Raw genomic sequence first — 6,363 nt, forward strand, 5'->3', positions numbered from 1 at the left:
CTAAACAGTTGAGATCACACATTCACTACGCTACCCTAAACGCGGATTTTTAATCGAGTAATAAAGATGTTTGAATACAATGGTAAAACCGTCGAAACTGATGCTCAGGGTTACCTCCTAGACCATACCGAATGGGAAGAAGGAATGATCCAGACACTGGCCAGTCAGGAAGATATCGAGTTAACAGACGCTCATCTAGAAGTCATTTTGTTCGTGCGCCACTTTTATGAAGAGTTTAATACTTCACCCGCAGTGCGTATGTTAGTCAAAGCGATGGAAAAAGCGCATGGTCCGGAAAAAGGCAATAGCAAATATCTGTTCAAACTCTTTAAAAAAGGCCCGGCCAAACAAGCAACTAAACTTGCTGGGTTACCAAAACCTGCCAAATGCTTGTAGTGCGAAACTAAGCCCCCAAGCAACTTAACCATACAAAATACAAAGCGGTGCTACTTTTAAAGTATTTCGAATCCGCTATATTTTTCAGTATAAGAAAGAAGTGACTCACGCGACACCAACATTACTTTCGCCGTTTTGGGGCCTTGTTGAAGCCACTGATAAAACTGCTCCAAATTTTCACTATTCCCAATGGCGATGACTTCAACCTCGCCGTTATGTAAATTTTTAGCATAGCCTGTTAAGCCTAGCTTTAGTCCTTGATGAGCGGTGTGATAACGAAAACCAACCCCTTGGACCCTGCCTGTCACGATAAACTTGTCGCACTGTTGAGCCATTTGGATCCCTCTCTTTATGTTTAAATACTCAATCATTTATCTACTAAAATGCGTCGTTCACTATAATGAAAGAAATGACAATGGGTTAATTTGATGTACATCCCATAGACACTCTCCCCAAACAATTTCCTTTATTTACGTATGACGCTCGCTCTTTGTTTGCTTTCCATTACCTTTTCTATGAAAATACGCCCCCATTTTGAATATTCATCGAGTAATGTATGACAGCTGCAATCTATCTAGTCAAAGGCCGTGAAAAATCTTTGCGCCGTAAACATCCATGGGTCTTTTCCCGAGGGATCAGCAAGGTAGAAGGTGAGCCTAGCCTTGGAGAGACCGTCGACGTTTATACTCATGATAATCAGTGGTTAGCAAAAGCAGCCTATTCCCCTACTTCTCAAATTCGAGCTCGCGTCTGGAGCTTTGAGAAGCAGGAGATCAATGTCGATTTTTTTGTGAAACGGCTCGAAGATGCACTGTTAGTTCGCCAGGAGATTATTGAACGAGATGGTCTTACAGGCTTTAGGCTGATTGCAGCAGAATCAGATGGGTTGCCAGGTATTACTATCGATAAGTATCAAGATTATCTAGTATGCCAACTGCTTAGCGCAGGGGCTGAATACCATAAAACGAATATTGTTAAAGCGCTGACAATCGTTTTCCCAGAGTGCCATGTTTACGAACGTTCAGATGTTGCCGTTCGTAAAAAAGAAGGTTTGGAAGAGCGCATGGGCGTGCTGCATGGCGATGAGCCGCCAAAATCAGTCATTATCGAAGAAAATGGCGTAAAAATTAGCGTCGATATTGTTGGTGGACACAAAACAGGCTTTTACCTAGACCAACGTGACAGCCGCCAGAAATCAATAAAATATGTGAAGGATAAAGATGTCCTTAACTGCTTTTGTTATACCGGAGGCTTCGGTTTGTACGCTCTTAAAGGCGGTGCCAAACGCGTAATTAACGCCGACGTCTCACAACCTGCATTAGATACCGCCAAATACAATGCAGAGATCAATCAATTCGATATCTCCAAAAAACGCGCTGTATTTTTAAATGCCGATGTTTTTAAATTATTGCGAGAATACCGTGATCAAGGAACGCTGTTTGATGTGGTGATCATGGATCCACCTAAGTTTGTCTCGAGTAAAAATAACCTGACCTCCGGTGCAAACGGTTATAAAGACATCAATATGTTGGCAATGCAAATTTTAAAACCGGGTGGCACTTTACTCACCTATTCATGCTCTGGCCTTATGGGCACCGATCTCTTCCAAAAAATCATTGCAGATGCGGCACTTGATGCAGGTCGTAGCGTTAAATTTGTTGAAAGGTTCGAGCAAGCCGCTGACCACTTAACAGATTCAGCCTACCCTGAAGGGTTTTATCTAAAAGGGTTCGCCTGTAAGGTGTTGTAAGCCGTATTTTATAGGCAGCAAGAAAAACCGGAGCTCTAATCAAGCTCCGGTTGTCGTTATTTTAATCCTTTAAATGGTTTAGATTATCCATCAAACTACTAGTGATATCCGCAGCTGACGCACCATCAAAGTCCACGGTCAATGTTTGACCCGACTTGACAATCGTTAGGTGCGATTCATGTTCATTTCCTGTAACACGGATAGATACATCGTCTGCAACACCTTGATGATCTGCACTACTCAGCCCATCAAGCAATGCTGTGATCTCATCTTTGGTCATGTCTTCAAACAAGTCGGAAAAATCTAACGAATCCCCTTCCGAACGATGAAAGTCAGTAACGCGGTCAGTCGCGGTTTCCATCTCAACCCATTTGAAGATATCTGCACCATCACCACCAGTAAGGATATCATTGCCTAAGCCGCCAATTAGAACATCATTCCCAGCACCACCATCTAGAATATCATTACCAGTACCACCGCGAAGGCCATCGTTCCCTTCGCCACCGTAGATATGGTCATTACCCGAGCCTCCAAAGAGGAGATCTGTACCTCCTTGGCCGAATATACGATCATCGCCACCACCGCCATGAGCTATATCGACGTAAGCATTACTGGCTCCCGGGATATTGAGTGCGCTGTCTTCGTTATTGGCATCTTGTAGCCAAGAGCCATCAAGCCCAGTCCCAAAACGATCCAAAAGATCGGAAGCCGCCATCTCTTTTAGATGAGCCTGTGTATGATTATCCAAGCCATCAACATGACTATCACCAAGATAAATAATGTCATCTCCTTTTCCGAGATAGACATAATCACCACCATCGCCTACATCCACGACTAAACCTTTTTCAACATGATCGTGATAAGTCACCGACGATGAACCGACACCCGATGTTGACCACTGCACTTTTTGATTTGACGTAGTGGTATCGTATAGCTGTATCGAATCAATGCTATTTCCTTCAGCTTTAATGTCGTGCCCAACAACAAATGTTAGTGAACTTGAGCTTGTATCCCCATCGTTATCTTTTAATGTATAGTCGAAAACCAATTGGGTATCTGATGAAATAGTTGCCCCAAAGAACTGGTAACTGCCATCATCTAAATCAATAATTAATGAGTGTTTATCATTAATATAAATTGACAAAGTATTGGTTGTAGGATCAAAACTATGGGTCAGAGATGAAGATGTCCCCATAACTGACATCGATTGGCCATCGAATAAATAGGTAACATCGCTGATAGTAATACTCGCTATCACTCCCCCATCAGCTCCCATCCCATAACCATCAACAGGTACAAGAATATTCCCGCCGATAGGTTGAATGACAGATTGTAATAAAATAGGGGGAAGCTGAGTCACATCAGACACTACTATAGAGCCTGTATCTACATTTAAGTGGCCATCATAAGCAACCTTATCTAATTCTCCTTGCGGAACATTATTCCCCATACCATAAGCAAGAGAGGTGATTTTGTTTTCTTGTAAATGACTAACCCAACTATCAAGCTCATCTTTCTCTATGGTGTTAAAGTTTTTCACACCATTTTTCCAATCGTATCCTTCGGGTACACCATCAGATAAGAAATAACTCACATTGCTAGCGCCACTTAATGGCTCACCATAACCGAGACCAGACCATTGATTCTGTGCCAATTCAATAGCGTGATCATAATCTGTACCTCCAGAAGCCGTTAGGCCCATTATGTAGTTTTTGGCTTGTTCAACCGTCATCCAGTAAAAAGAACCATTATGGTAAGGAGAAGCTGTTGCATTAAATAACAGTAATTGGACCTGAGTCTGACCAATAGCTTGATATTGATCTAATAACTGTACCGCTGATTCTTTCATCACTTGAAGACGAGTTTTACCGTTGCCAGCCTCCCAAGCCATAGAACCCGACACGTCTAAAATCAACTGAACATTGGCGCCTTGTTTAGTCTCTGATTCTAAGACATGCAAAATGTCTCTTGCTAACGGCGCATCATCTTCAATGACGAGAGTAACAACACCAGTACCGATTGCTCCTGCCGCATTTTTCGCTTCAAGTGGGATCTCGATAGCTAAATGATCTTCACCTGCCTTATCTGGATGATCGATAGGTGCATGTAACACACTATTTACTTTACCTTGATCATCTAACGCAAACTCGACAACCTTATTACCATTTGCAGAACCAGTGAGCATCTGTTCATCTGGCGATAATGACCAAGTGATCGCGACACCATTAGATGTGTATCGATCACTCGGTAGACCAATGGACAATTGAGTAACGTTGGAAAGACTTAACTGACCATCAACTGAAGCTTGGTTAGTCGTGTCTTGTGAACCAGTGACGGATTCGTCATCTACTATACCGCCTTGTAATCCTTCTTCAGAAACATTGAGCGTCAATTCACCAATAACCGGTGGAGACACAGGCTTAACCGCAAAACCAAGCACAGCACTGTCACCATCGGCATCAGTAACTTTCACTTGGAAATCAATGTCTCCATCACCTAACGGCGATTGTATATTTTGATACTGGTAAAACTCCCATTTTCCCGTTGTCGGTGTAAACTCGAGTTTGAAGACTAAATGCCCTTCTGCATCTTTACCAGTAAGAGTATTTGCTCCTACTAACCCAACAGTAATGTCAGAGCCAGTAACCGTTTTGAGTGTCGCAGATTCATCTAGGCCAACTAATTGCAGTGCCCCTCGGCCATCGCCCCCCCATTGCGGTTCAACGACACCAGAACCATAAGCAATTGGCTGCGGCGCATCCGAACCAAGAAACTCGATATTTTTAACGGTAAAGTCACTATTATCTTTATGGTTGAACGAGTTACCATTATCAGTAGCTTTGATAACCATCGTATCAAAGCCACCCTGCTGCACAGAAAAGTCTTTAGCGTAATCTCCACGGTTTTCATCAGAGGTAAAACTTTGAGTTGCAATCAGCTTTCCATCTCGCCAAAACTCAACAATCCCGCTTTCGCCCTCACCGCCAAACATTTTGCTGAACTCAATTTTCGCACCATAAGCTACCGTGTTAGGATCGAGTTTAATAACCAACTCTTCGGATGCAGAACTGCCATCTGAAAACTTACGAAAATCAACTTCATTAGCAAGGTTATGGTACGGAGAATCCTTACTACTAACGCCGATACCTTCGTTGTCACCATTAATATTTGCACCAACTAACGTGGATGATAAAGCTGAAGAGAATCCTTTTGCAGTAATAGTAAATTGACCACCGTCAATCGTGGTCCTATTACCACGGTAACTCGTTAGATCAAACTGGCCAGTTAACACATCAGGGATGTCAGTTGCTGTGACAGCAACTGGATCCATCGCATGGTCACTAGGTGCATCGTCTTCAATGATGATCGATAATTTGCTTTCCGTTGTGGCTTGCCCATCTGAAACAAATACGCCGAGATCTAAACTCAGTGTATCTTCTTGTGAGCCATCTGGATGGTCGACAGGGTTGAGTAAAGTGACTGTATAGTTCCACTCGCCCTTGCCACTTGCATTAGGAGCAGTAAGCTCGATTTCAATCACGGATTTAGAATCACTCCCAGATGTAGAGCCTATCAGCTTGTGATTTTGAGCATCCCATTCCCAAACGACTTCCATACCTCCCGACGTGATGCCCACCGGGCCCGAAAGAGTGATCTCTACGGAATCGCTATCTACATCATCAATTGTGATGGTGCCAGATGCCTTAACTGCGTCGCTTGTATCTGAGGATCCAATATCATCTTGAAGTCCACCAGATAAGCCTTCCTCGGAGAGAGGAGCAATGCTTGAGATTGCGATCGTCGCCGCATCGTTCGTGCCATTGATGGTCACTTTCACGACTTGCGGTGTGCCGTCTACCGACGTCACCGTGAAGCTTTCTACTTTGCTGTCGCCAACATTCATCTCATTGAACGCACTGTTCGCCACGAACGTCCACGCGCCATTGGCGTCGATGCTGAACGTGCCGTTGGTGCCTTCGATGGTCTTCGCTGTGAAGCGGTTGTCGGTGTTGTCCACATCTTCTGAGGTCAAGGTGCCGCTCAAGGTCAACGCCGCATCGGTTTCATCCGCCACGACCGCTGTGTCGCCTGCGATCGTCGCCGCATCGTTCGTGCCATTGATGGTCACTTTCACGACTTGCGGTGTGCCGTCTACCGACGTCACCGTGAAGCTTTCTACTTTGCTGTCGCCAACATTCATCTCATTGAACGCACTG

The 6,363-nt window shown here is 44.0% G+C and carries 4 protein-coding genes; 2 read left to right on the forward strand and 2 right to left on the reverse strand.

Going from position 1 to position 6,363, the window contains the following annotated elements:
* Positions 1-66 precede the first annotated feature (66 nt).
* Positions 67-396: a TusE/DsrC/DsvC family sulfur relay protein gene (locus EXZ60_RS10850; protein WP_064625147.1), complete on the forward strand. Its 330-nt coding sequence runs from the start codon at positions 67-69 to the stop codon at positions 394-396.
* A gap of 56 nt (positions 397-452) precedes the next feature.
* On the opposite strand, the gene yccX is transcribed toward EXZ60_RS10850, so the two are convergent.
* On the reverse strand, positions 453-731 hold the full coding sequence (gene yccX / locus EXZ60_RS10855) for an acylphosphatase (RefSeq protein WP_064625145.1): 279 nt from the start codon (positions 729-731) through the stop codon (positions 453-455).
* A 221-nt stretch (positions 732-952) separates the two neighbouring features.
* Here yccX and EXZ60_RS10860 point away from each other — a divergent pair, with 221 nt between their 5' ends.
* Positions 953-2,146, forward strand: coding sequence for a class I SAM-dependent methyltransferase (locus EXZ60_RS10860; RefSeq protein ID WP_019282622.1), 1,194 nt, complete (start codon positions 953-955; stop codon positions 2,144-2,146).
* 61 nt (positions 2,147-2,207) lie between these two features.
* On the opposite strand, the gene EXZ60_RS10865 is transcribed toward EXZ60_RS10860, so the two are convergent.
* The coding region (locus tag EXZ60_RS10865) for a VCBS domain-containing protein (RefSeq protein WP_277435695.1) at positions 2,208-6,363 on the reverse strand (4,156 nt) is incomplete at its 5' end.

This window comes from Vibrio sp. 1151_11 (assembly GCF_029478525.1).
GTDB lineage: Bacteria > Pseudomonadota > Gammaproteobacteria > Enterobacterales > Vibrionaceae > Vibrio > Vibrio anguillarum.

Bases quoted from the DNA above. Each gene is read 5' to 3' on its own strand.
- EXZ60_RS10860 (WP_019282622.1), top strand. From the start codon at position 953: ATGACAGCTGCAATCTATCTAGTCAAAGGCCGTGAAAAATCTTTGCGC.
- yccX (WP_064625145.1), bottom strand. From the start codon at position 731: ATGGCTCAACAGTGCGACAAGTTTATCGTGACAGGCAGGGTCCAAGGG.
- EXZ60_RS10850 (WP_064625147.1), top strand. From the start codon at position 67: ATGTTTGAATACAATGGTAAAACCGTCGAAACTGATGCTCAGGGTTAC.